The sequence below is a fragment of the Amycolatopsis sp. NPDC101161 genome (assembly GCF_044768185.1).
GTDB lineage: Bacteria > Actinomycetota > Actinomycetes > Mycobacteriales > Pseudonocardiaceae > Amycolatopsis.
This window is the reverse complement of the sequence record NZ_JBIWPI010000008.1, coordinates 251,421-273,664: the sequence shown is the minus strand read 5'-3', so window position 1 is coordinate 273,664 and position 22,244 is coordinate 251,421. Positions and strand designations below refer to the sequence as shown.

20 protein-coding genes are annotated in these 22,244 nt (G+C 71.9%); 15 read left to right on the top strand and 5 right to left on the bottom strand.

The features are described 5' to 3' along the window. Window positions 1-71 precede the first annotated feature (71 nt). Window positions 72-1,337: a sensor histidine kinase gene (locus ACIRSS_RS47850; RefSeq protein ID WP_400908452.1), complete on the bottom strand. Its 1,266-nt coding sequence runs from the start codon at window positions 1,335-1,337 to the stop codon at window positions 72-74. Window positions 1,338-1,411: 74 nt separating this feature from the next. On the opposite strand from ACIRSS_RS47850, the gene ACIRSS_RS47845 reads away from it, so the two are divergent. The 14 genes from ACIRSS_RS47845 to ACIRSS_RS47780 all read left to right on the top strand — a co-directional run bounded on the left by ACIRSS_RS47845 (window position 1,412) and on the right by ACIRSS_RS47780 (window position 16,688). Continuing rightward, a complete protein-coding gene (locus ACIRSS_RS47845) occupies window positions 1,412-2,083 on the top strand; it encodes a response regulator (protein WP_400908451.1) in 672 nt (223 codons plus the stop codon). A 210-nt stretch (window positions 2,084-2,293) separates the two neighbouring features. Then, entirely contained in the window at window positions 2,294-2,725 is a 432-nt protein-coding gene (locus ACIRSS_RS47840; protein ID WP_400908448.1) for a hypothetical protein, read from the top strand. Continuing rightward, a complete protein-coding gene (locus tag ACIRSS_RS47835; protein WP_400908445.1) occupies window positions 2,722-3,540 on the top strand; it encodes an MlaE family ABC transporter permease in 819 nt (272 codons plus the stop codon). The genes ACIRSS_RS47840 and ACIRSS_RS47835 overlap by 4 nt, the downstream gene beginning before the upstream one ends. Window positions 3,541-3,550: 10 nt before the next feature. Beyond that, on the top strand, window positions 3,551-4,390 hold the full coding sequence (locus ACIRSS_RS47830; protein WP_230862874.1) for an ABC transporter permease: 840 nt from the start codon (window positions 3,551-3,553) through the stop codon (window positions 4,388-4,390). A 16-nt stretch (window positions 4,391-4,406) separates the two neighbouring features. Then, on the top strand, window positions 4,407-5,213 hold the full coding sequence (locus tag ACIRSS_RS47825) for an ABC transporter ATP-binding protein (protein WP_400908442.1): 807 nt from the start codon (window positions 4,407-4,409) through the stop codon (window positions 5,211-5,213). A gap of 4 nt (window positions 5,214-5,217) precedes the next feature. After that, window positions 5,218-6,447, top strand: coding sequence for an MlaD family protein (locus ACIRSS_RS47820; RefSeq protein ID WP_400908439.1), 1,230 nt, complete (start codon window positions 5,218-5,220; stop codon window positions 6,445-6,447). Continuing rightward, on the top strand, window positions 6,444-7,808 hold the full coding sequence (locus ACIRSS_RS47815) for an MlaD family protein (RefSeq protein WP_400908436.1): 1,365 nt from the start codon (window positions 6,444-6,446) through the stop codon (window positions 7,806-7,808). Before ACIRSS_RS47820 ends, ACIRSS_RS47815 begins: the two co-directional genes overlap by 4 nt. Then, window positions 7,808-9,094 carry an MlaD family protein gene (locus tag ACIRSS_RS47810; protein WP_400908434.1) on the top strand — a complete coding sequence of 429 codons (1,287 nt, stop codon included), beginning with the start codon at window positions 7,808-7,810 and terminating at the stop codon, window positions 9,092-9,094. Before ACIRSS_RS47815 ends, ACIRSS_RS47810 begins: the two co-directional genes overlap by 1 nt. Then, window positions 9,091-10,425: an MlaD family protein gene (locus tag ACIRSS_RS47805; protein ID WP_400908432.1), complete on the top strand. Its 1,335-nt coding sequence runs from the start codon at window positions 9,091-9,093 to the stop codon at window positions 10,423-10,425. The genes ACIRSS_RS47810 and ACIRSS_RS47805 overlap by 4 nt, the downstream gene beginning before the upstream one ends. Beyond that, complete coding sequence (locus ACIRSS_RS47800) at window positions 10,422-11,684, top strand: MlaD family protein (protein ID WP_400908429.1); 1,263 nt, start codon at window positions 10,422-10,424, stop codon at window positions 11,682-11,684. Before ACIRSS_RS47805 ends, ACIRSS_RS47800 begins: the two co-directional genes overlap by 4 nt. 12 nt (window positions 11,685-11,696) lie before the next feature. Then, on the top strand, window positions 11,697-12,995 hold the full coding sequence (locus ACIRSS_RS47795) for an MlaD family protein (RefSeq protein WP_400908426.1): 1,299 nt from the start codon (window positions 11,697-11,699) through the stop codon (window positions 12,993-12,995). After that, window positions 12,992-15,253 (top strand): MMPL family transporter, encoded by a 2,262-nt coding sequence (locus ACIRSS_RS47790; RefSeq protein WP_400908423.1) that lies wholly within the window; start codon window positions 12,992-12,994, stop codon window positions 15,251-15,253. Before ACIRSS_RS47795 ends, ACIRSS_RS47790 begins: the two co-directional genes overlap by 4 nt. Next, complete coding sequence (locus ACIRSS_RS47785; RefSeq protein ID WP_400908421.1) at window positions 15,250-16,482, top strand: peptidyl-prolyl cis-trans isomerase; 1,233 nt, start codon at window positions 15,250-15,252, stop codon at window positions 16,480-16,482. Before ACIRSS_RS47790 ends, ACIRSS_RS47785 begins: the two co-directional genes overlap by 4 nt. After that, entirely contained in the window at window positions 16,479-16,688 is a 210-nt protein-coding gene (locus ACIRSS_RS47780) for a hypothetical protein (protein WP_400908418.1), read from the top strand. The genes ACIRSS_RS47785 and ACIRSS_RS47780 overlap by 4 nt, the downstream gene beginning before the upstream one ends. Before the next feature lie 67 nt (window positions 16,689-16,755). On the opposite strand, the gene ACIRSS_RS47775 is transcribed toward ACIRSS_RS47780, so the two are convergent. Continuing rightward, window positions 16,756-17,916, bottom strand: a complete 1,161-nt coding sequence (locus ACIRSS_RS47775) for a LuxR C-terminal-related transcriptional regulator (protein ID WP_400908415.1) — start codon at window positions 17,914-17,916, stop codon at window positions 16,756-16,758. Window positions 17,917-17,993: 77 nt separating this feature from the next. Next, complete coding sequence (locus ACIRSS_RS47770; RefSeq protein ID WP_400908413.1) at window positions 17,994-18,938, bottom strand: 3-carboxyethylcatechol 2,3-dioxygenase; 945 nt, start codon at window positions 18,936-18,938, stop codon at window positions 17,994-17,996. Window positions 18,939-19,042: 104 nt separating this feature from the next. On the opposite strand from ACIRSS_RS47770, the gene ACIRSS_RS47765 reads away from it, so the two are divergent. Next, the gene (locus ACIRSS_RS47765) at window positions 19,043-20,182 is read left to right on the top strand and encodes a lytic transglycosylase domain-containing protein (protein WP_400908411.1); all 1,140 of its coding nucleotides are present in this window, start codon (window positions 19,043-19,045) and stop codon (window positions 20,180-20,182) included. Between the two features lie 103 nt (window positions 20,183-20,285). Here the strand turns inward: ACIRSS_RS47765 and ACIRSS_RS47760 are convergent, their stop codons facing one another. Beyond that, on the bottom strand, window positions 20,286-21,275 hold the full coding sequence (locus tag ACIRSS_RS47760) for a dihydrodipicolinate synthase family protein (protein ID WP_400908408.1): 990 nt from the start codon (window positions 21,273-21,275) through the stop codon (window positions 20,286-20,288). Window positions 21,276-21,368: 93 nt separating this feature from the next. After that, window positions 21,369-22,244, bottom strand: coding sequence for a VOC family protein (locus ACIRSS_RS47755; RefSeq protein WP_400908405.1), 876 nt, complete (start codon window positions 22,242-22,244; stop codon window positions 21,369-21,371).

Genomic DNA, 22,244 nt, shown 5'->3' with positions numbered 1-22,244 from the left:
CCGGCGGGCGCGGTGGGGGAATGGTCCGCGCGCGCCACGGCTGGCCCGCGCGGGCCAAACTTCCGGCCCGCTCAGTCGGCCGGGATCTCGACCTCGGCGACGAGCCCACCGCCCGGGCGGTTCCGGAAGCCGACCCGGCCACCGAGCGCCTGCACGATCTGTTCGACGATCCACAGGCCGAGGCCGGCCGTGCCGCGGTTCGACCCGGCCGCGGTGAACTTGCCGGTCAGCTTCGCGAGGTTGCCGGCGTCCACCCCGGAGCCGCGGTCGAGCACCCGCAGCCGCAGCCGGCCGGCTGCGACTTCGGCCTCGACGTCGACGGGCTTGCCTTCACCGTGGCGGGCCGCGTTCTCGAGCAGGTTCGTGAGCACGCGGCGGAACCGCTGGGGGTCGGTTTTGACGGTCAGGGCGTCGTCGAAGTGCCACCGCAGCCGCGGTGGCTGGAGGCCGGCCGCGTCCGCGGAGGCCAGCACCAGGGCCCGCAGCTGCACCGGCCGGGGCCGGCCGGTGCCGAACGCCGGACGGCGGCTCGCCGCCACGTCGCCCAGGGCGTCGAGCATGTCGGAGAGGTGGTTCGCGTGCTCGGCGATCAGCCGGTTGCCCGTTTCGCGGTCGGCCGGGGTGAGCGCGCCGTCCTCGGCGAGCCCCCGGGCCAGCGCGCGCAGCGACGTCACGGGGGTGCGGAACTCGTGCAGCACGACAGCGAGGCCGTCCTGCTGGGACTGGTAGGACTCGAGGAGCCGCCGCCGCAGGTCGCGTTCCTCCTCGGCCGCGGCGTGCTCGGCCATCGCCTCGACCCGGGCGGCGATCCCGGCCTCCCGCTCGCGGTCGACCAGCCGGGACAGGCTCGCGCCGAGCAGGCCGGTGAGCAGCAGGTAGCCCGTCCACCAGAGGCCTTCGAGCCAGCGTTCCCGCCACGACGTGAACTCCGGGTCGACGAAGAGCACCACGGCCAGGTAGGCGACGCCGAGCCCGAGGGCCAGCGCCATCGTCGGGCCGAGGGGCAGCCGGATGGCCGCGGCGGTGACGACGAGCACGAGGATCGCGACCGCCGGGCTGGTCGCCGCGCCGGTCATGGCGATCGTGAGCAGGGTGAAGGTCGCGTCGAGGACGGTGAGCAGCCAGGCGGCCGGCCGGGTGTACAGCTCCCAGCGCGGGTTCGCCGCGACGACGGCGGCGTAGCCGGACGCGACGGCCAGCGTCACGATGACCCACGGGAGGTGCCGCCGGACGTCGTCGCCGCCGGTGACCAGCAGCAGGACCATCGACAGCGCGACCGCGAGCCGCACGGTGACCATCACCCGGGCGACCGGCAGCGCACCCGGCACGGTCGGCACGTCGGCCCTCCTCATGACTCGCTGTGATCGCCGCGGCCGGTTTGGTGGCGGAACGTACCTGCCATACTAAGCCCGTGAATGATCGGCGCCTGGTGGTCGTGGTCGTGGACGACCACGAGCTGTTCGCCCGGGGGCTGGCGCTGCTGCTGACGACCAACGCCGGTGACCGCTTCGAGGTGGGCGGCACCACCACGCACGTCGAAGAGGCGCCCGCGCTGGTCGAATCCTGCGCCGCCGATCTCGCGCTCGTCGACCTGGCCATGCCACCGCTGGGCGGAGCGGCCGCGATCCGCCAGATCAAGCGGCGCCACCCGGCCACCCGCGTGCTCGCGCTGTCCGGATCGGACGATCTGGAGCTCGCCGAGCAAGCCCTGCGCGCGGGGGCGGACGGCTACCTCACCAAGTCGGCGGACCCGGAGGTCCTCGTCGCGCCGTTGCTGACCGTGGCCGCCGGGTTCCGGGTCCTCGAAGGCGAGCTGCTCGACGTCCTGCTGACCACGACCCGCAAGCCGCCGGAAGCGCTGCTGGACACCCTCGACTCCCAGGACCTGCGGCTGTGGGCGCTGCTCGCCCGCGGCCTGGAGACCCAGGACATCGCGAACCGGATGCTGGTGTCCGAGCGCACGGCCAAGCGCATGGTCGCCTCGTTGCTGAACCGGATCGGCGCCGCCAACCGGGTCGAAGCCGCCGGGCTGGCCGGGGCCTACGGCCTGCTCGACCACGACCCCGCGGACCGTCCACAGTAGAGAGTCCGGCTTGGACGGCGCCGGCACGCCGACAACGTTGACAGGCCGTTGTGGACGGCGGGGCGCCGCTACCCCAACGAGTCATCCTTTTGCCGCCGGGTGGTGATGCGCGCGCCGTTCCGCGCGCCGCATCATTACCGACCATCGCAGTTCCGCGATGCGGCTTGACCGGAAGCACGGTCACGCCCGGAGAAGGAGTTGGGTGGAATGGTGAGCCGATCAGGAGCCGGGCCGGTCGCCCGGGCCGGCACCCGCGTGACGATGTCCCGGGGAATCGACACCAAGGCGTGCGGGCGGGGTATTTGGCGTGGCTTCGCCGTTTTGGTGATCGGCGCCTTGCTGCAGCCGGTCGCCGCGGCGGTCGCCCCTCCGGTCGGTGCGGTCTTCCTGCTGATCACCGCCGTCGCGGCCTTCGGCTTCGCCGGTTTCCGCACGGGTGACACGCACCGCCCGATCCTCCAGGGGGCCGTGACCGCGGTCGGGAGCTACGTTTTGGTGCTGCCCTTGAGTTTCCTCACCTCGGCGTCGGCCGGACCGCAGCAGGTGCTGGCCACCGCGGCGGTCGCCGTCGCCGTCGGTGGGCTGGCCGGCTTCACCGGCCACGTCGTCCGCGCTCGCGGTAAGCGAGGCGAAAAGGCGTGACCGCAACGAAACCCGCTCCCTCGCACCGGTGGAGCACCGGTGCGCAGCGGCCGCTGGTCGAAGCCGGGGAGATCGTCCACCTGCTCGGTCGCGTGCTCTGGCTCGCGATCCGCCACCCGTTCGGGTACTGGGGCGAAGTCCGCGACCTGATGTTCGAGACGCTGCGCCGCTGCTGGCTGCCGGTCATCATTTCCACGACCGCGCTCGGGTTCGCCGGCCCGGGAATGCAGGGCGGCAGCCTCTACAGCGTGCTCGGCATTCCCGACCGCCTCGGCTCCTTCCTGTTGATGGCCAGTGTCCGCGAATTCGCGCCGTGGATCGACGCGATGATCGTCGCCGGGGTGATGGGCACGGCCATCACCGCCGACCTCGGCGCGCGGCGGATCCGCGAGGAGATCGACGCCATGGAGGTCCTCGGCGTCGATCCCGTCCGGACCCTGGTGCTGCCGCGGATCATCGCGGTCACGCTGATGACCGGCCTGCTCGAAGTGTTCGCGTTGGTTTGCGGCGTGATCGGCGGCTACATCGCGGCGGTGCCGATCTTCGGGGCGACCGGTGCGGCCTTCATCGGGAACTTCTGGTCCAACGCGACCACCACGGACATGTGGGGCAGCATCGTGAAGACCCTCGCGTTCGGACTGATCCTCTCGGTCGTCTGCTGCTACAAGGGGTTGAACGCCCAAGGCGGCCCGATCGGCGTCGGCCGCGCGGTCAACCAGGCCGTGGTCATCTCCTTCGCGTCGATCTGGATCTTCAACTACGTCTACACGTCCGCGCTGCTCGGGCTGAACCCCGACATGCAGGTCTTCAAGTGAGGGAAGCGGAATGACCACACCGACGGGCCGTACGAAGACACCGGACGTCGTCATCACCTTCGGCGGGATGGCGGGGAAACTGCGGGACGCCGTCGCGGCCGGTGGCGACATCATGAAGTTCGCCGGCCGCACGGTGCGCAGCCTGCCGGACCTGCGCCACCACGTCACGGAAGTGTTCGCCCAGGCCGGAATCCTGATCCTGTCGAGCGGGATCATCGTCTGGCTGATGCAGTTCGTCGTCGGCACGATGTGCGCCACCGAAGCCAGTTACACGCTCAAGCAGGTCGGTGCCCCGATCTATTCGGCGGTGTTCAACGACGTCTGCGGCCTGCGGGAGATGTCGGTCTACATGTGGGCCTACATCTTCGCGGCGAAAGTCGGTTGCGGGCTCGTCGCGGAAATCGGGTCGATGCGCATCGCCGAGGAGATCGACGCGCTCGAAGTGCTGGGCATCAAATCCCGCAGCTACCTCGTCGGCACCCGGATCGCCGCCGCCTGGCTCTGCATGCCCTTCCTGTACATCGTCGGGCTCGGCCTGATGTTCATTTCGATGCACCTGGTCACGGTCTACCAATTGGGCACGGTCTCCAGCGGTGGCTATTCCTTCGTCTTCTGGCTGTTCCAGAACCCCTACGACCTGATGGCCGCCATCTCGAAGATGATCGCGATGGGCACGATCATCATCTTCGTCGGTTGCTACTACGGGTACAACGCGTCCGGCGGGCCGGTTGGCGTCGGGAGGAACACGGCGAAATCGATGATGCTCAACATGGTCCTCATCCACGTCGTCGGGTTGCTCGGCACGTGGTTCTTCTGGGGCTCCTACCCGAACATGCCGATCGGCAACTGACCGACAAGGAGAACTCATGGTCACCGGGGTGAACGGGCCGGGCGTCGAGACGATCGGCTCACCGGAGCGCGTGCACACCATGGAGGTGCGCGACGTCCACAAGTCCTTCGGCAGCTTCGACGTGCTGAAGGGGCTCAACCTGGAGTTCGCCGACAACGCGATCACCACCATTCTCGGCCCGTCCGGTACGGGCAAGAGCGTGCTGATCAAGCACCTCGTCGGCCTGCTCGAGCCGGACCAGGGCGAGGTGCGGATCTTCGGCCGCGACATCTGGAAGATCGGCGAACGAGAGCGCTACGAACTGCGCAAGCGGTTCGGCGTCCTCTTCCAGGACGGCGCGCTGTTCGGGTCGATGAACATCTTCGACAACACGGCGTTCCCCCTGCGCAAGCACACCGACATGGGCGAGGACGAGATCGAGGCGATCGTCAACCAGCGGCTCAAGGAAGTCGGTCTCGAACGGTCGTCCTACAAGTACCCCAACGAGGTCTCCGGCGGCATGCGCAAGCGGGCCGGCTTCGCGCGGGCGCTGGTGATGAACCCCGACATCGTGCTGTTCGACGAGCCCGACTCGGGCCTCGACCCGGTCCGCACCAGCCTGCTCAACGACCTGATCCTCGACATGCACCAGGAGTACCGCGGGACCTACCTGCTGGTGACGCACGACATCCGCACCGCGCGCAAGGTCAGCGACTACGTCGGGGTCATCTGGAAGGGCCAGGTCGTCCACTACGGACCGACCGAGGAAGCCTTCAACTCCCCGGATCCGTTCGTCCGCCAGTTCCTCTCCGGCGACTCCGCCGGACCGCTGGGAATGGACTGAACCCATGCGCAGAATTCCCCTCCTCGTGCTGGGGGTGGCCGCGGTGGCCGCCGCCGCGCTGCTGATCGCCCCGGGCGACGACGACTACCCGGCGAACGTGGTGCTGCCGTCGGCGACCGGCCTGATCGCCGGCAGCAAGGTCCTCGTGAACGGTTTCGACGCCGGGCAGGTCGACGACGTGTCCATCAAGGACGGACGCGCGCAGGTCACCATGAGGCTGACCAAGGACTTCGCGCCACTGCACTCCGGCGCCTCGGCGGGCATCGTGTGGAAGGCCGTGCTCGGTGAGCGGCAGCTCGACGTCCGGGACGGCCCGAAGGCCAATCCGGTCATCCCGCCGGGCGGCACCCTGGACGGCAAGGTGTCCGACCCGGTCGAGATGGACAAGGTCCTGGCCGCGCTCGACCCCGCCACCCGCGCCCACCTCAGCTCCCTGGTCCAGGGACTCGACCAAACCGTGCAGGGCAACCAGACCGACCTCCGGCAGACCCTCCAGAAGGCGGGCCCGACGGTGGAAGCGCTCGGCGGGGTGCTGCGCGCCGTCGGCTCGGACGGGCCGGCGATCAAACAGCTGGCCGGCCAGCTGAACGGCATGGTCACCACGCTGGTGAACCGGGATCAGCAGGTGCGCGCCATCGTTTCCGGGCTGTCCGGCGCGACCGAAGCGGCCGCGCAGCAGCGCGACCAGCTGCGCGCGGCGCTGCGGAAGCTGCCCGGCACCCTCGGGACCGCGGACCGGACGCTGGCCGACGTGCCCGGCACGGTCGACAAAGCGGTACCGCTGCTCAACGACCTCCGCCCGGCGACCGACCGCCTGCCCGCCGTGGCCCGGACCCTGCGCCCGGTGCTCGCGGACCTCCGCCCGACCGTGGCGCAGCTGCGGCCCACCCTGGGTTCGCTCGGCACGCTGCTGCAGTTCACCCCGGGCCTGCTCGACAGCGCCCACGGTGCCCTGCCCGGCTCGGATTCGGCGGTGAACTCGCTGACGCCCGCGCTGAGCTTCTTGCGGCCCTACACACCCGAAGTGGTCGGGTGGTTGTCGAACTGGGGCTCCTCGGCCGCCAACTACGACAGCAACGGCCACTACATGCGCGTCAACATCCCGGCCGGCCTCACGAGTTTCGACAACAACCCGGGGGTCATGCCGCCCGGGATGGCCAGCGACCCGTTCCCGGCCCCCGGCGCGATCGCCGGGCAGCCGTGGACCGACGCGTTCGGGAGTGGAGTCCGATGAGGACACGGCGGAAGATCCAGGCCGTGCTGGCCACCACCGCGGTGGCGGCGGCCGTGGCGGGCGCCGCGGTCACGAACACCGGCTCCGGCGAGCAGCCGGACAAGCTGACCATCGCCGCGGAGTTCGCCGACGCGAGCCCGCTGGTCGTCGGCAACGACGTCAAGGTCAACGGCGTCACCGTCGGCGAGGTGGCCGGCATGAGCGTGCACGACGCCAAAGCGATCGTCACCCTCAAAGTCGACGGCACGGCGCTGCCGCTGCACAAGGACGCCAGGGCGACCGTGAAGCCGGTCAGCCTGCTGGGTGAGCGTTTCGTCGACCTCGATCGCGGCACGGCCTCCGCGCCGCTGCTGCACGACGGCGACGTGCTGCCGATCAAGCAGACCGGCCAGGCGACCGACCTCGACCAGGTGCTCAACACGATCGACGACCCGACCGGGCAGTCGCTCGCCGCGCTGGTCACGATGCTGGGCCAAGGCATGCAGGGCAACGGCGCCAACGCGCAGGCCTCGATCAAGGCGCTGGCATCGTCCATGCAGGACACCGACGGGCTGGTGAAGCTGCTCGGCCAGCAGAACCAGCTGCTGACCGACCTCGTCGACCACGTGCAGCCGGTCGCGGGCGCACTGGCCGCCGACAACGGCAAGACCCTGGGCGACCTGGTCGACTCCTCCCGGCAGGTGCTCGACGTGACGGCCAAGAACCAGCAGGGCCTCGACGCCTCGCTCGCCGAACTGCCGGGAACCCTCTCCGCCGCGCGCGACACCCTCGCCGAGCTCACCGGCACGGCCAAGGCCACCACGCCCGTGCTCGAGGGCATGCGGCCGACGACCGACAACCTCACCGCCGTCAGCGACGAACTGCGCAAGTTCAGTGAGTCGGCGGACCCGGCGCTGACGAGCGCGAAGCCCGTCCTCGAGCGCGCCGAGAAGCTGATGGACGCGGCGCGCCCGGTCGTCGAGGAGCTCCGGAAGGCGGGCCCGGGCCTGCGCGGCACCGTCGCCGCGGCGAACCCGCTCACCGCGCAGCTGACCGGCAACCTCGAAAACGTCCTGAACTTCTTCCGGTTCTGGGCGATGTCGACCAACGGCTGGGACGGGCTTTCGCACTACTTCCGCGGCCAGGCGATCATCCACCCCGAGGAGATCACCGGGTTGCTGCCGTCGCTGACCGGAACCCCGCCGCCGCCCACGCTCCCGGGCAAGCAGGCCACTCCGTCGCCGATTCCCGGGCTCCCCGGCGCGCTCGGCTCGTCGGGCCTGCTCGACACGAAGTCCCTCGTCGCGCCGGACGGCGGCGTGACCGGGCTCAACGAGCGCCAGGAGAGCGGCGTTCTCCAGTTCCTGCTCGGAGGTTCCTGATGGCCAAGCGCCGGTCGCGCAAGTTCCGCTCGGTGTCCACGGGCGCCGTGGTGCTGGTGGTGTTCGCTCTCGCGCTGCAGCTCGCGCTCACGGCGGACAAAGGGCTGCCCGGGGCGACGTACACCCTGGTCGACGCCGACGTCTCGGACGTCGGTGCGCTCCGCCCCGGTGACGACGTCCGCGTCGCCAGCGTCCGGGTCGGCCGCGTCAAGGACATCCGGCTGGTCGACGGGGCCCCGCGGGTGACGCTGCAGCTCGACGGCACGCGGGAGGTCTACCGGAACGCGGCCGCGGAGGCCAAGGCCGTCACGGTGGCCTCGCGGTCCGCGCTGGGGCAGAAGTACATCGCGCTGACGCCGGGCACGCCCGAGGCGGGGAAGCTCGGCCCGGCGGAGGTGATCCCACCCAAGCGGACCGCCGGCTCCCAGGAGCTGAGCGACCTGCTGGACGTGCTCGACGCGCCCACCCGGGAGGCACTCGGCTCGACCGTCCGGGAAGTGGGCGGCGGCGCCGGCGGGCACGCGCAGGACCTGCAGGACGCGCTCAAGGCCGCGCCGCGGATGCTGCCCGACCTCGCGACCGTCTCGAAGGCCCTGTCCGCGAACGACGGCGCCGACCTGACCGCGTTGCTGACCACGGCCGACCGGCTGTCGGCCCGGTTCGCCGGGCGCCAGGACCAGCTGTCGGAGCTGCTCGGCCGGCTGGACACCACGATGCGAGCCGTCGCGGTGGACGACGGGAAGCCGCTCGACGACGTCGTGCAGCGCGCCCCCGGCACGCTGCGGGCCGCGCGAGCCGGCCTGCAGTCGCTGCAGGCCCCGCTCAAGGACCTGCACGCCGGCATGGCGCAGCTCGTGCCCGGAGCGCGTGCGCTCGGCCAGGCGACGCCCGACCTCCGGGGCGTGCTGCGGGAAGCCGTGCCGCCGCTGGGGAAGGTCCCGGACGTCGGCCGGCAGGCCGAGCCCGCGCTGACCGACTTGACGCAGACCGTCGACGACGCGCGGCCGCTGGCGCCGCGGCTGACGCAGACGTTCGCGAGCGCCGACCAGTTCCTGCGGGTGCTCGCGCCGTACGCGCCGGAAGTCAGCGGGTGGTTCACGAACTGGGCCGCCGCGCTCTCGCACGGCGACGCCAACGGCCACTTCCTGCGGCTCTACCTGCTGTTCAGCGAGGAGTCCGTGCTCGGGCAAGGCGGTCTGCGGGATCCGCTGGTCGCCAGGAACCCCTATCCCGCACCGGGTGAGGCGGCCCACGACGCCCGGAAGATCCCAGGAGGCAACCGGTGAAGGCGCTTCGTTCCCGCACCCGGCACCGGCAGCCGGTGTCGGCGTTCAAGCTCGGCGTCGTCATCCTCGTCGTGACCTTGCTGGCCGGCTTCGCGCTGCTCGAGAAGGACCGGGTCGCGACGGCGTTGCGGCCCGGCGACATCGTCCGCGTCCAGTTCGCGCAGGACTACCACCTCCAGCCGTTCGTCTCCCAGGTGAAGGTCGCCGGGGTGCCGGTGGGCGTGGTGTCCTCAGTGGACCGATCCGCCGACGGCTCGGCCCTGGTCGAGCTGAAGGTGGACGACGGCATCACCGGCAAGCTCGGCGCCGCGCCGAGTGCCGCCCTGCGCCCGACCACGATCCTCGGCGGCAAGTACTACGTGGAGCTCGTCCCGGGCGGCGGGCGGACCACCTTCGCCGGCACCATCCCGGTCGAGCGGACCAAGACCCCGGTGGAGCTGCAGCAGCTCGCGGACGCCCTGCAACCGGACGCGGTGAAAGGCATCCGCTCGGCGACGCAGAACTTCGACGACACCCTGCGCGCCGGCGGCAAGTCGGCGATCGAGGACCTGCTCGCCGACGCGCCGGACACGCTCGACGCGACGACGCCGGTCCTGCAGGGCCTGCAGGGGCAGGACCCGCGTACCGACCTGCCGAACCTGGTGCACGGGTTCGAGTCGACCGCGCGCGTGCTGACCGAGGAGCCGGGGCAGCTCGACTCGATCGTGCAGAACCTGCAGCAGGTCACCTCGACGCTCGACAACCGGCGCGCCGACATCGCCACCGCGATCGCCGACCTGCCCCGGACCCTGGACAACGCGGACGACGGGCTGACCCACCTCGGCGTCACGCTCGGCAAGCTGCGGGACACCGCGGATCCCGCGCGGCCGGTCGCGCGTCAGCTCGACGCGTTCCTGGCGCACGCCGATCCGGTGCTCACCAAGACCCGGCCGCTGCTGACCGACGTGCGCGGCCTGCTCACCGACGCACAGCCCCTGGTCGAACAGCTCGTCCCGGCCGCGCAAGGCACCACGAAGGTCTTCGACGACGTCCGCGGGCCGGTGCTGGACCGCGTCAACGGCCCGATCCTGAACATGGTGCTCTCGCCCTTCAAGGGCACCGGCATCTACGCCGGGGGCGGCTCGGACCAGCCGTTCTACAAAGAGGTCGGCTACATGTTCGCGACCATGGACCGCGCGTCCTCGCTCACCGACCCGAACGGCGTGGCCGTGGGCCTTCAGCCGGGCCTCGGCGGCGGCAGCATCGCCGGCACCCCGATCAACTTCGAGCAGCTGATGAACACGCTCGCCCACCTGCAGGGCGCCACCCCGGAGAACAGGAGCGGACGATGAACGCGCACCCGGGCCGGGTCCGGCGGACCTGGCAGCGGATCTCCAGCGAACCGCGGCTCAAGCGCAACGTCCTCGCCGTGGCCGCGCTCGTGACCGCGGGGCTGGTGGCCGGTGGCTACATCCTGACGATGCAGCAGGTCCGCGTGCCGTGGGACGGCAAGACCCACTTCTCGGTCACCTTCGAGTCCGCGCCGGCGATCAACCCGTCGAGCCGGCAGGAGGTGCGGATCGCGGGCGTGGCCGTCGGCGACATCCGAGCGGCGAGTGTCGACGACCGCGGGCACGCGCGGCTCGAGCTGGCGATCGACAACGGGCACCAGGTCTACGACAACGCCCGGGTCCTGCTGCGCCCGAAGAGCCCGCTGAACGAGATGTACGTCGAGCTGAACCCCGGCGGCCCGCCGGGGAAGCCGCTGCCCGAGGACGGGGTCCTGTCCGTCACCAACTCGGTGCGGCCGGTGCAGGTCGACGAAGCGCTCGGGCACCTGGACGCCAACACCCGGGAAGCGCTGACCACGCTGCTGTCCGAATCGGACGTCGCGCTGGCCGGAGCGCCGGCCAACCTGCCGAAGGGACTCGAGGCGACCGACCAGGTGGTGCGGGACCTGCGTCCCGTGGCGACCGCCTTGCAGACCCGCAAGGAGACGCTGCAGAAGCTCGTCACCGCGCTGGGGCAGATCGCGTCGGCGACCGGCGACGACGATCAACGACTCGGCGCGCTGGCCGACTCCCTCCAGAAGACCCTCGCGACGGTGGGGCAGCGCAACGGCGACTTCGACGCCGCGCTCGCGCAGCTGCCGGACTTCACCCACCAGCTCGAACAGGCCACCGGCAGCATCGGCGCGCTGAGCGCCCAGCTCGACCCGGTCCTCGACAAGCTACGCGAGGCGAGCGGGACCCTGCCCGGCTCGCTGGAGAAGTTCACCGGCACGGTCGACAAGCTCGGGGAGACCGTCGACACCGCCCGGCCGGTGGTCGACAAGGCCGGTCCCGTGGTGCACGACCTGCGTCCGTTCGTCGGCGACCTGAACGCCTCACTCGGCGACCTGCACGACGTGACCGGACGGCTGGGCCCGATCACCACCGCGGTGCTGCCGTACCTGAACGACCTGGCCGCGTTCGTCACGAACTCGCGGTCGATCACGAGCCTGCGCGACGGAACCGGTGGGGCGTACCGCGCCATCGCCCAGCTCTCGCCGGAAAGCGTCACGGGCCTGCTGCCGCTGCTGCCCGCCCTGCAAGCCGCCGCCGCGCGGTAGAGGGAGTGTCCAATGAGGATTCCCAGTGGGCTCGTCCCGCACATCCGGACCCTGGTGCTGGCCGTGTTCATCGCCGCCTGCGCCGGCCTGTTCGGGTACCTGTGGCTGAACTCCGGCGGCCGGCTGCCCGGGATCTCCCAGGCGGGTTACACCGCCGAGGTGCGGTTCCACACCGCGTCGAACCTGGTCTACGACTCGGACATCACCATCGCCGGCGTCAAGGTCGGCAAGGTCGAAGCGCTGCGCACCGAAGGCGACCTCGCGCACGTCACGATGCGGCTCGACCGGAACGCGCCGCTGCACGAGGGCGCGACCGTCCAGGTCCGGAACAAGACCCTGATCGAGGAGACCTACCTCGAGATCACCGACGGCCACGGCCCGGCGCTGCCCAGCGGCACCGTGCTGCCGCCGTCGGCGGGCAAGGAGGCCGTCGAACTCGACGACGTGCTCACGAGCCTCGACCGGCCGACCAAGGAGTCGCTGGGCACGCTGGTCCGCTCGCTCGGCGCCGGGACGAAAGACACCAAGCAGGGTGTTTCCCAAGCTCTGCAAGGACTCGGCGACCTCGGCCGGGAGGGGCACGGCGCGCTGGCGGCCCTCTCGGCCCAGTCCGGGGACCTGCAGCAGCTGACCGGCAACACCGCGAAACTGCTGGCGGCGCTCGACACCCGGCAGGGTCAGATCGCCGACCTGGTGACCGACGCCGACAAGCTCACCCAGGCGACCGCGGGCAGCGACACCGAGCTGCGGGAGGTCCTGCGGCGGCTGCCCGGCCTGATGGACACCGCCAAGAACGCCAGTGGCGGGCTGAGCCGGCTTTCGCCCGCGCTGGGCCCGGTCGCGGGCGGGCTGAACGCGGCCGCGCCCGACCTCGATGCGGCGTTGCAGGAGCTGCCGGCCACGTCGGCCGATCTGCGTGGCCTGCTGCCGTCGTTGAACGGCGTGCTCGACGCGGCGCCCGGCACGCTGCAGCGGGTGCCCGCGGTGTCCGCGGACGCGTCGAAGTTCCTGCCGACGCTGAACGTGGCACTGGGCGACGTGAACCCCATGCTGTCCTACCTGGTGCCCTACGGCCGCGACGTCGCCGCGTTCTTCACCAACATCGGGCAGGTGACGGCGCGCGGTGACGCCAACGGCAACGCGATCCGGCTGTTCATGGTCTTCAACGAGCAGAGCGTGAAGGGCTTGCCCCTCAACATCGACGTCGGCCCGCTGAAGAAGAACAACCCCTATCCGGCGCCGGGGCAGTCGGCGAACCCGGGGCCGTTCAGCGGGTCCTACCCGCGGGTCGTCCAGGACCCGCCGAAGTGAGGGGCATCAAGCGGCCGTCCCCGAAGGTCCTGGCGATGACGGCGGTCCTCGTCGTCCTCGCCGGGTTCGTCGGCACCGGTATCGCCAGGACGCGCATCGAGACCGGCGTCAGCTCGTTCCTGCCGGGCGACGATCCCGCGGTGGCGCGGTTCGACGAGCTGAGCCGGTCGTTCGGCGGTGACCCCGTCGTCGTGCTGCTCGAATCGGCGCACCCGGGGCTGTTGCTCGACCAGCCGCACCTGCCGTCGCTGGTGAAGCTGGAGGGCGAGTTCGCGAAGCTGCCCGACGTCGCCGCCGTGTACGGGCCGGGGACCGTGCTGAACCAGGCCGCCGGCCGGGCGCAGGACCTGATGGCCGAGCTCTCCGGCCGCCGCGACCGCCTGCGCTCGCAGGCCCAGGCCGAAGCCAAGCAGCGTGGCGCGTCCGACCGGGCGGCCGGTCACGCCGCCGACGCCGCGGTGGCCGCGTTCGACCAGCGGTACGGCAAGCTGCTCGTCCAGGCCCTGCCTGCGGGCCTGCCGACGCTGAAGAACCAGGCGTTCGTCAACGCGGTCGTCTTCGGTGCGGACGGAAGTCCCCGGCCGCAGTGGCACTTCGTCGTGCCGTCGGCGAACGCGGTCGCGATCCTGGTCCGGCCGCGGCAGAACCTCGACCAGTCCGCGACCGAGCGGCTCGTCCGGGGCGTGCGGGACGCGGTCGGCGCGGCCGCCGTCGATGGGGCGAAGGTGACCGTGTCCGGCGTCCCCGCGATCGCGGGTGCCCTCGCCGACGAGGTTCGCGCCGAACTTCCCCTGCTCGGCGGCGCCGCGTTGCTCGCGGTGGCCCTGTGCTTCCTGCTGGTGCCGTGGCACCGCCGCCGGCACCGGCTGCTGCCGCTGGCCGGTTCGCTGGTGGCCACCGCGGTGACGGTCGGCCTGTTCGGCTGGCTCGGCCGGCCGCTGTCGCTCGGGGTGGTGGCCTTCCTGCCGGTGCTGCTCGGCGTCGGCAGCGACTTCCCGACCTACCTGGCGCGCCGGGCGGACCGGCGGGTCGTGTTCGCGGTCGCCGCCGCGACCGCGGCCGCGTTCGGCGCGTTGGCGTTCGCGCCGTTGCCGTTCGTGCGGGACCTCGGGATCGCGCTCGGGATCGGGGTGCTGGTCGCCTTCGCCGTCGGCCTGCTGTTCCGGCCGGCCGTGGCGGAGCCCGCGCCCGTGAAGGTCTACAGTGGACACAAGGCGAGCCTGCCCGTGCGGCTGGGTGTCGGACTGGCCGTGGCGGCGCTGGCGGCCGGTGGCTGGGCGACGTTGCCGGGGCTTCCCCTGCAGAGCGACATCGAGAGCTTCGTGCACGGCCTGCCCGCGTTCGACGACGCGAAGCACGTCGAGCAGGTCATCGGCTCCTCCGGCGAGGTCGACGTCGTCCTGCACGGCCCGGACGTCACGTCTCCGCAGGCGCTGGCGTGGTCGCGGCAAGCCCAGGACGTCACCGTCTCCCGGCACGGTGACCGGCTCCGCCCGGTCGTGTCGCTCCCGACACTGCTGAACTTCCTCGGCTCCACGCCCACGAAGGACGAGATCACCGCGGCCGTACGCCTGTTGCCGCCCTACCTGACCGGGTCGGTCCTACGCGCCGACGGGCAGGAGTCCGTGCTCTCGTTCGGGGTGCGGCTGGACGACGTCGAGAGCTTGGTCGGCCTGCGCGACGACCTGCTGAACCAGCTTCCGCCGGCGCCGCCGGGCTACCGCGCCGAGCTGACCGGGCTGCCGATCGTCGCGGCCCGCGGGTACGAACTGGTCTCGGGCAACCGGTTCTGGACCAACGGCGTCGGCATCGCCGTGGCCGGGCTCGTGCTCGCCGTCGTGCTCGCCCGGCGGAAGGACGCGCTCCGCGCGGTCGCCACCGCCCTCGTCGCGACCGGGACGGGCCTGCTCGCCGTCTGGCTGGCCGGGATTTCGCTGACGCCGATCACCATGGCGCTCGGGTCCCTCATCGCCGCCGTCGGCTGCGAGTTCGCGGTGCTGCTGGCGGAAGCCGGACGCCGTCGCGATCACGCGTTGCGCAGATCCGTGCTGCTGGTCGGCGCGGTGTCGACCGTCGGCTACCTCGCACTGGCCCTTTCGCGGCTCGACGCCATCCGGCAGTTCGGCCTGCTGCTCGCCGCGGCCGTCGTCCTGTCGATGGCCGCCGCCCGGCTCGTCGTCTGGCTCGCGCCGGGCCACCCCGCCCCCGCTCCGGAACCCAGCCCGGCGCCCGAAGCACTCGTAGGAGTTCCCTCATGAAGATCACCGCATGGCCCGGAAAAGTCCGGCTGCCCCGCAGCCGCCGTGGGCGGATCGTCACCTTGCTCGTCCTCGTCGTGCTGCTCGGCGGGACCGGACTGGCGTGGTGGTCGGCGCGTGCCGACGACCTGCCCGGCGACGCGGTGTTCGCCTACGGCGGCCAGACCGAGACCGTCACGCAGCTGCAGGAGCGCATCCAGACGTTGAAGGCGCTCTACGGCGTGCAGCCACCGGACCAGCAGGACACCGCCAAGTCCGACGCGTTCCGCCGGGACACCGCGAAGGCGGTCGCCGTCGGGATGGTGCTCGACCAGGCGGCGCGCGACCGCGACATCGTCATCGCCGACAAGGCGGCCCGCGATGTGCTGACCCGGTTCATCTCGCAGCAGATCGGCGAAGGGCCGGACGCCCGGAGCAAGTTCGTCCAGGCGCTCGGCACAACCGGGACGTCCGAAGACGCGGTGCTGGACGAGATCAAGCGCCAGCTCGCGGTCTCGCAGCTGTTCGACTCGGTCACCGCGGGAAGCGCGGTCGGCGACGCCGAGGTCGCGGACGCGTTCGCGAAGCGGAAGGCGCAGCTGGACACGCCGGAACGGCGGCAGCTCACCAACATCGTCGTCAAGACCAAGGAGGACGCCGACCGGGCGCTCGCCGACCTCCAGGCCGGGACCCCGTTCGAAACCCTGGTGGCCCAGCGCAGCCTGGACGGCGCGACGCGGGACAAGGGCGGTGACCTCGGCCAGGTGACCGCGGCCCAGCTCGAGGACGGCTACGCCAAGGCGGCCTTCGCGACCCCCGTCGGCGGGCTGTTCGGTCCTGTGCAGACCAGCCACGGCTGGAACGTCGGCCGGGTCCGCCAGATCCTGCCCCCGCAGCCGGCGGTCTTCGACCAGGTGAAGGACCAGCTCAAGCAGCAGCTGACCCTGGAGAAGGCCCTTGCCACGTGGCGCGGGTGGCTCGGGACGCAGCTCGCGGACGCGAACGTCCGGTACGCGGATGCCTACCGCCCGGCCGATCCGGCCGCGCCGCCGCAGCAGGCACCGGGGTGGTCGCCGGTGCCGGGGCAAGCGCCGGGCCAGGTGCCCGGGCAAGCGGTGCCGGGCCAAGCGGCCGGGCAACCGGCGCCGGGCCAGGTGCCCGCACAACCGGTGCCGGGCCAGGCGCCGGGCCAAGTGCCCGCGCAACCGGTGCCGGGCCAGGTGCCCGCGCCGCCCCGGCCGTCGCGGTGATCGCCGACTTTGCGGCGCTCGCGGTGGCGGGCGCCGCGCTGGTGGCGGTCGGCCGGTGGGGCGGCCGCGCGGCGGCCGGGCGGGTCAGCCCGGCCCTGCCGGAGCCCGAACGCCTGCGGCGCATCGGGAAACTGCGGGGGAGCGGACACGCGCTCCAGGTCGTGGGCGTCGTGTTCGTGCTCGCCGCGGTGTGGAGCCTCTGGTGAGAGTCAGGCGGGGTCGGGGATGCTGCGGCCTGCTGGGTCCGCAGGAACAGCGAGTTCTGGTGAGGAGTCAGGCGGGCTCGGCGGTTTCCCGGCCCCGCTGGGTCCGCAGGAACAGCGAGACCGCTTCCGCGCGGTTCGCGGCGCCGAGCTTGCGCAGGATCTGCTTGACGTGGGACTTGGCCGTGTCCTCGGAAATCGTCAACCGGCTCGCGATGGCGGCGTTGGTCCGGCCGTCGCCCATGAGCCGCAGTACTTCCAGCTGCCGCGGGGTCAGCTCCGACTCCACAAAGGACCGGGCCGGCACCGGCCCGGGCGGAGGGACCACGGGATCTCCGATGACCGGTGCCGCGGGGTGGCCGGTGCTCAGGATCCGGTCCATGGCGTCGGCGAGGTTCATCGTGAACCGGCCGACCTCGGTCCGCAGCGAGTGCAGGCGCTCGACCAGCACCGTCCGCCGGAACGCGATGCCCAGCCCCTGCGCGAAGGTGCCGAACACCTCGCGGTCGAACTCGTCGACCTGACGCCCCTGGCCGTGCCGGTCCGCGTGCACCAGCCCGAGCACGCCTTCGTCGCCGACCACGGGAGCGACCACATAGGACTCCAGCCGGGCGGCCTCGACCAGGCAGGCGAGCCCCCGCGCTTCGCGCTGTGCGTCCGTGACGAGCAGCGCGCGCCGCCTGCGCACGGCTTCGGTTTCGACGACCGTGCGGTCCAGGACCGGGGACTCCGCCCGCCCGATCCGCAGGATCTCCGCCGCCCAGGCGGCGTCACCCAGCACGGTGCAGGACTGGGGTACCCACACCGACTCCCGGATCTCCGAGAACAGGGCGCGGTCGAAACCGAGCCGGCACACCGCGTCCGGCACGCATTCGGCGAGCCGGGCCACCGAGCGGGCGTCCTGCAGCCGGGTCAGCGCCTCCTGGACCTGGGCGTGGACGCGCATCCGGAGGTCCAGCTGGGCCTGACGCAGCCGTTCGCGGACGTCGGAGAGCTCGATGAACAGGTCGAGGACGGCGCCGGCGTGGCCGGCGGTGGCGAGTTCGCCGACCCGTTCGGCGAGCTCGGCCAGCGCCGCTTCCGCGGCCGGGAACTCGTCCGGCACGTCCGGGCCCGGGGCATCGCCGAGCACGGACCGGGCGCGGGTGGTGACCGCCCGGACCTCGCGCAGGACGGCGTGGGGAACAGGGTGCCCGCGGCCGTTCCGGGGCGGAGTCAGCGTTGACTTCATGGTTTCCTCTCAAGCCGGGCGGGAACGCGCGGCGCCGGACCCGCTCGTCGGCCGGGTCCGGCGCCGCGTCCGGAGGATCAGGCGTCGGCGGAAACGGCGGTGGTGACGGCGAAACCCGCCACCCACTCGGGCACCGGCTCGTAGAACCGGTAGTTCATCACGTACTTCCCGCGGGCCGCCATCGCGGCGTACGCGGCGATCCAGGTCCGCACCTCGTGCGAGGAGTGGCCGGCCTGCTCGGCGAACCACTCGGTGCTCCAGCCGTCGACGAGCCGGAGTTCGCCCGCCGAAACCACATCGAGGAACTGCTGGTCCCACTCGGGGTTGATCGGCTGCATCGACGACGTGCCCGCGGCCAGGTCGAGGCCGGAGGCGATCACGCGGGCCTGTCGCCGGGCGCGCTCTTCGGGCGTCGGGTTGCGCCCGTCGATCAGCCGCGCGGCGACCTCCGCGGTCGCGTTTTCCAGCTGGGGCACCGGCGGGTCGTGCGAGAGGCCGCCCGAGCCGAGGAACAGCACGCGCTGCTCGTCGAGGTGGGCGCTCGCGTGGCCGATCGCCGTGCCGAGCTGCCGGACGCGGCCGACGGGGCAGAGCGGCGCGGCGACCGAGTTGATGAAGACGGGGACGACGGGAACGCGGTCGAGCCCGCCGAACAGGAGCTGCAGCGGCTGGGAGAACCCGTGGTCGACGTACATCCGCTCGGATAGCGCGACATCGATCCCGGCCGCCAGCACGTCTTTGGCCAGCGTCCGCGCGGACTCGGCGACCGAGAGCTCGCCGGCCGGGGTGTCGTAGTCCCCGAGCGCGGTCGCCTGCGTCCCGATGCAGAACGGCGGCATCATGTCGTAGAAGAACCCGTTGTAGTGGTCGGGCGCGAAGAGCACCACGAGGTCGGGCTCGAATCCGGCGATGAAGCGCCGCGCGTGGTCGAAAGCCTTCTCGACCCGCTCCTCAACGGCTTTAGCCGGTTGGTTGAAACCGATCAGCGGCGAATGGGACAGGGCGCACACGGCAACGGGCATCGACCCACCACCCTTTCTTTGCGGGCGTTCTTCCGGTAAGAAACATGCTAGAATCTTAGCATACCAGTCCTCGGTTTCGATGACGCGACGGAAAGGGACCTGGCATGACAGTGCCGATCGGCAATCGCAGCGAAGGCAGTCACCGAGCAGCGCGCAGGAGGACGGGGAAACGTCACCGGGCCCGTACCGCGGTCGCGCTCACGAGTGCGCTCGTGGTCGGTGGTGGGGTGCTGCTGGTCGAACCCGTGGCCGACGGGCGGCCCTTTCCCCTGGCCGCCGCGACCAGGCCGCCGGCGCAAGGGAAACCGGTCTCGCCGGCCGTGCCGGGGGTGGAGCTCCCAGCGACGCTGCCCAGCGTGCCGGTGCTGCCGCCGCTCGCGGTCCCGGCCGGCTACCGGCTCGGCGCCGCCGCCGGATCCGGTGCGAGCACGGGCATTCCGGCCACGGTGCTCGACGCCTACCGCCGCGCCGAAGCCTCGCTCGGTCGCGCGAACCCGGGGTGTCACCTGAGCTGGGCGCTGCTCGCGGGGATCGGCAAGATCGAGTCGAACCACGCCCGCCACGGCGATGTGGACGCGCAGGGGACGATGGTCCGGCCGGTCTACGGTCCGGCCTTGGACGGTTCGCCGGGCTTCGCCAGGATGGTCGACGCGGGGAGCGGGCAATGGGCGCGTGCCGCCGGCCCGATGCAGTTCATCCCCTCGACCTGGCAGAAATGGGGGACGGACGGATCCGGTGACGGCCAAGCGGACGTGCAGAACGTCTACGATTCCACCGAGTCGGCCGGCCGGTATCTCTGCGCCGCCGATCGCGATCTGAACACCGGCGCCGGACTGCGGAGTGCCATTCTCGGTTACAACAACTCCGAGGATTACCTGAACAAGGTCATGGCGTGGATGCGAACCTATTCCGCGGGTTCGTTCGCCGTACCGGACGAGCCCGGTTACGCCGGCGAAGATCCGACTTACGACGAAAGCGTGGCGTCCGTTCCGGCCCCGCCGGCGGCACCGCGCCCACCGGCCGCGGGTGCCGTGCCGGCCCCGCCCGCACCGGCCAAGCCGGCCCCCGCGCCGGCCGGCCCACCCGCGCGACCCGCCCCGGCACCGGCACCCGCGCCTGCGCCGGTGCCTGCACCGGCACCGATCGCCGGGTTGCCGATCAGCGTGCCCGCACCGCTGGACGGCGTCGTCGCGACCGCGGGGCAGGTGGTGGGTGGGCTGCTCGGGCCGCTCGGCACGCACTGAACCCCGGTGACGACTGATGGCGCCGCCCCGGCTGGCTGGGGCGGCGCCATCAGTTTCCCGCGGTCCCGGACGTGCCACACACAAGCACGGTGCCGGGCGGGTTTCAGGCGTCTCGGCCACGGACTTCGCCGACGAGCCCGCGCCAGCGCCGCCCGTTTTCCCGCGCGCCTTCGGCGTAAAGGCCGGGAACGACGTGGTATGGCGGGCGCGCGGGGCCGGCGGTGACGTAGCCGGCTTCGTCGAAGCGAAGCTTCTCGAGGGTGATGTTGTACTTCGAGAACTCGGGGAAGTTCGTCCGGGCGAGGAACGGCTCGTACGTCCACTCGATGCGCCGGGTGAGGTGGCGCGCCGCGTCGACGTCGCCGGCCCGGATCGCGTCACGCAGGGCGAGCACGGGCTCCGGGCCGCACAGGGCGCTGCTGCTCCAGCAGCCGAGCGCCGTCTCCGGGTGCAGCGTGTGCGCCGCGAGCCAGTCGCTCTCCAGCGGCAGCAACCGGAGCCGGCTGCCGACCGCAGCCATGTCCGCGCCGAACTTCGGCGTGATCGCGATGTACTTCGCGCCGATGATCTGGGGGACCTCCGACAGCGCGGCGTAGGCAGCCGACGGGATCGGGCCCTTGAACGCCTCGGGGTTGTCGTAGAGGACGATCGCCATGTCCGGGAACAGGCCGGCGACGCCGCGGTAGAACGCGAGCAGCGTGTCGGCGCCGAGTTCGCTCCACATCGGACGGCCGAGGATGACGCCGCGCACGCCGAGGTCCCGCAGGAAGCGGATCCGGTCGACCGTGTCCCGCGTGTTGGGGGTGGTGGCCCCGACGAACAGCGGGAGGTCCGGGGCGGTGTCCGCGACGGCGTCGGCGACGCACGCGGCGAAGGCCTGCCATTCGGCGAGCGTGAGGGTCGCCATCTCGCCGAGCGTGCCGTTGGTGATGATCCCGTCGACACCGTCGGCGACGAGCGCGCGGATCATGCGATCGGATTCGGCGAGGTCCACGGTGTCGCGTGCGGTGAGCGCGGCCGCGCCGGGCAGGGCCGGGGTGGGCGTCACGGCGATGACGCCGCGCAGGTCGTCGACACCGAACTTCTGCGCCATGGGTCTCCTCGCGTGCACCGGGAAGGGGCGGTCCGCCCGGCAGCCCAGGTGGGGGGCTGCCCTGCCTGCCGGGCGGACCGGTTCGGGGGATCTTCAGGAAGCGTGGCCGAACGACTCCGGCGGCTGCAGGCCCCACGGGCTGAACGCCTTCGGGAAGTCGTCCCACACCACCGGGTCGTTGCGCCGGACTCGCGGCATCTCGGCCGAGAGCTCGTAGCGGTTGCCCGCGGCCCAGAAGTAGGTGTAGACGTTGCCGCCCACGCCGTGGCGCCCCGGCCCGACCTCGATCGGCACGCCGTGCCGGCCGAGCTCGTCGGCGGCCACCTTGAGGTGGTCGAACGACTCCATCCCGAGCGCGTAGTGGTGCAGCGACTTCCCGGCCTCCGGGGTGGAGATGATCGCGATGTCGTGGTGCAGCGTGCTGGCCCGGCACCAGGCCGCGCCGATCACCCCGGGGGCCGGGGCGAAGATGTCGGACACCTGGAAGTCCAGCAGCTCGACCAGGAAGTCGACCAGCGGCTTGGGGTCCTGCGCCTGCACGGTGATGTGGTCGAAGTCCAGCGCGCGGATCCCGCCGCGGGCGGGGGCCTTGGCCGGGTGGATGTACTGCGGCCCGGTCGAGAGCACCGCGAGCTCCATGACGTGCCCGGACGGCGCCGCGAACTGCAGGGACCGGACCACGCCGGGGTGTTCGTCGGTGCGGGTCTCGGTCACGACACCGGCTTCGGCCAGCCGCTTCGCGTAGTGGTCGAGGTCGTCGACGTCGTCGACCCGCAGGGCGAACTTGCGGACGCCGGTCCCGCCGGCGGTCAGCACGAGGTCGCAGCCGCCGTCGATGCCGACGGAGAGCCGCACCGCGCCGTCGGCGCGGCCGAGCTCCCGCATGCCCAGCACGTCGGTGTGGAAGCCGATCGCCTCGTCGAGATCGGCCACGGCGAGTTCGGCGTGGGCCACCTGAGAAATACCCAT

Coding starts and splice junctions, on each gene's coding strand:
- ACIRSS_RS47810 (WP_400908434.1), top strand. CDS start 7,808: ATGGCCAAGCGCCGGTCGCGCAAGTTCCGCTCGGTGTCCACGGGCGCC.
- ACIRSS_RS47765 (WP_400908411.1), top strand. CDS start 19,043: ATGACAGTGCCGATCGGCAATCGCAGCGAAGGCAGTCACCGAGCAGCG.
- ACIRSS_RS47820 (WP_400908439.1), top strand. CDS start 5,218: ATGCGCAGAATTCCCCTCCTCGTGCTGGGGGTGGCCGCGGTGGCCGCC.
- ACIRSS_RS47800 (WP_400908429.1), top strand. CDS start 10,422: ATGAACGCGCACCCGGGCCGGGTCCGGCGGACCTGGCAGCGGATCTCC.
- ACIRSS_RS47815 (WP_400908436.1), top strand. CDS start 6,444: ATGAGGACACGGCGGAAGATCCAGGCCGTGCTGGCCACCACCGCGGTG.
- ACIRSS_RS47770 (WP_400908413.1), bottom strand. CDS start 18,938: ATGCCCGTTGCCGTGTGCGCCCTGTCCCATTCGCCGCTGATCGGTTTC.
- ACIRSS_RS47775 (WP_400908415.1), bottom strand. CDS start 17,916: ATGAAGTCAACGCTGACTCCGCCCCGGAACGGCCGCGGGCACCCTGTT.
- ACIRSS_RS47760 (WP_400908408.1), bottom strand. CDS start 21,275: ATGGCGCAGAAGTTCGGTGTCGACGACCTGCGCGGCGTCATCGCCGTG.
- ACIRSS_RS47830 (WP_230862874.1), top strand. CDS start 3,551: ATGACCACACCGACGGGCCGTACGAAGACACCGGACGTCGTCATCACC.
- ACIRSS_RS47755 (WP_400908405.1), bottom strand. CDS start 22,244: ATGGGTATTTCTCAGGTGGCCCACGCCGAACTCGCCGTGGCCGATCTC.
- ACIRSS_RS47825 (WP_400908442.1), top strand. CDS start 4,407: ATGGTCACCGGGGTGAACGGGCCGGGCGTCGAGACGATCGGCTCACCG.
- ACIRSS_RS47795 (WP_400908426.1), top strand. CDS start 11,697: ATGAGGATTCCCAGTGGGCTCGTCCCGCACATCCGGACCCTGGTGCTG.
- ACIRSS_RS47785 (WP_400908421.1), top strand. CDS start 15,250: ATGAAGATCACCGCATGGCCCGGAAAAGTCCGGCTGCCCCGCAGCCGC.